Below are 2,303 nucleotides of genomic sequence, written 5' to 3'. Positions count from 1 at the left end.
TATAAAATAATCACAAAACTATTTTAATATGATGACAAATGATAGAAGATATTTTGGTTTAAAATATTTTTTTTTAAAATTAATTAATTCTCGAATATAAAAATATTTTTAAATTTTTTTATTTATTTAATGTTATTAATATATGTTGATGTAGCTATTTTTTTTAAGTAATAATATTCAATGTTCACTCTTTTTTTAAGACCATTTTGTCCCATATTTTGTAGTTCTTTTAATGTAAAATTTTTTACTAATGTACGAAGAATATTTTGTTTAGCAATATTTTCATTGTTTGAAATAATTTTCTTTGCTTTTTTTTGTCTTATATAAAATTTATGTTTTGATTGTCTAAACTCTGATATTTTTTTCATTCTTGTTGATTTTATATTCATTATTATTTGTTTTTCTGTAGTTGTTTTTAATCCTTGTTTTTTTAATTCTTTATTAATCCATTCTAGTTGTTGTTTTTTTGCCTGCATTAAATTATTTAAAGAAATATCGAACAATAAAAAAAATAAAGGAGTTAATGTAATAATTTTAGGCATGTAATTTCCTAAAACATTATCCCATTTTTTTTCAGATTTTATAAAACCCATAGGTTCCATAAATTCTGTAATTAATCTAGAAGCTCTGGATATTGATTTATTACCCGATTTTGACATAGTAGATAATCCACATTCATCTGATAATTGTTCAACAGAAGCATACACTAAATTTGAAGTTAAATTGAAATGATATAACATAGCTAAAACCATAGCTCTTAAAGCACAAGCACGGTGTTCATTTAATCTTCTTCTTCTTGGTATAGTCAAACCTGTTTTTATGTTTTTAGGTTGAATTACGTAATAAATTTCTCCTCTAGCTACATCATTATTCATTGCTTTCTGCATAGCATATCGAATAAATTGTGGTCTTGGTTTATCATTTTTTGGAATTTTAAATTTTGGAAATGGATTATTTACATATTTTTTTTTATTGAACATAATTAATACTTATTAAGATATTTTAAATTAATGAAAAATAATAATTTAATTAAATAACATTTTTTAAAAAGAAACGCAATATTTTTATATATATATTATATTTATTTAATTTAATAATTTTTATTATATTTTCTATTTTTTGATTATTAAAGGTGATTTATGGAAAAAATAATTGAACAAGTAATATATGCTGCACGTTGGTTAATGTTTCCTGTTTATATAGGATTATCTTTTGGTTTTATTTTATTAACATTAAAATTTTTTCAGCAAATCATTTTTGTTTTACCTGAAATATTTGTAATGTCTGAATCAGGGTTAGTTTTAATAGTACTTTCCTTGATTGACATAGCTTTAGTAGGAGGATTATTAGTTATGGTAATGTTTTCAGGTTATGAAAATTTTATATCAAAAATGGAAATGAGAAATCAACAAAAAAGATTAAGTTGGATGGGTACTATGGATGTAAATTCTATTAAAAATAAAGTTGCTTCCTCAATTGTAGCAATTTCTTCTGTTCATTTATTAAGAGTTTTTATGGAAGCTGATAAAGTTTTGGATAATAAAATAATGTGGTGTGTTTTAATTCATTTAACTTTTGTTCTTTCTGCTTTTGGAATGTCTTATATTGATAAAATGAGTAAAAAGAAATAATTCTAAATTATTTCTTAATAAAATCAATTGATATAAAAAAATTTTTTGTATCAATTGATAAATTTTATTATATATTTAACATTAATCAATTAATTTAAATTATTCCTGTTTTATTGTTATTTTATAATATTTATTATAAAGTAATTTTGCATGTATCTCTATAAAAGCATCTAAAAAATAAATTACATGCATCTATTATAAAATAATCACACAACTATTTTAATATGATGACAAATGGGATAATGGTTATTGATAGAAGATATTGTGGTTTATGTATGTGAGATATTTTTAATGAATGGATTTTATTATATATTTAACATTAATCAATTAATTTAAATTATTCCTGTTTTATTGTTATTTTATAATATTTATTATAAAGTAATTTTGCATGTATCTCTATAAAAGCATCTAAAAAATAAATTACATGCATCTATTATAAAATAATCACAAAACTATTTTAATATGATGACAAATGGGATAATGGTTATTGATAGACGATATTGTGGTTTATGTATGTGAGATATTTTTAATGAATGGATTTTATTATATATTTAACATTAATCAATTAATTTAAATTATTCCTGTTTTATTGTTATTTTATAATATTTATTATAAAGTAATTTTGCATGTATCTCTATAAAAGCATCTAAAAAATAAATTACATGCATCTAT

The 2,303-nt window shown here is 20.3% G+C and carries 2 protein-coding genes; one reads left to right on the top strand and one right to left on the bottom strand.

Translation table 11 applies throughout. The annotated features are described in order from the left end of the window. Positions 1-122: 122 nt before the first annotated feature. Entirely contained in the window at positions 123-980 is an 858-nt protein-coding gene (gene repA, locus AB4W51_RS02730; RefSeq protein ID WP_367676843.1) for a plasmid replication initiator RepA, read from the bottom strand. A 159-nt stretch (positions 981-1,139) separates the two neighbouring features. Between repA and AB4W51_RS02725 the strand changes: the two genes are divergently transcribed. Further along, positions 1,140-1,631: a TIGR00645 family protein gene (locus tag AB4W51_RS02725; protein WP_367676844.1), complete on the top strand. Its 492-nt coding sequence runs from the start codon at positions 1,140-1,142 to the stop codon at positions 1,629-1,631. The last annotated feature ends 672 nt before the right edge of the window (positions 1,632-2,303 follow it).

The organism is Buchnera aphidicola (Eriosoma grossulariae) (genome assembly GCF_964059045.1).
Lineage (GTDB): Bacteria > Pseudomonadota > Gammaproteobacteria > Enterobacterales > Enterobacteriaceae > Buchnera_D > Buchnera_D aphidicola_A.
The sequence above is the reverse complement of the archived record's forward strand: the minus strand, read 5'-3'. Positions and strand labels throughout refer to the sequence as shown.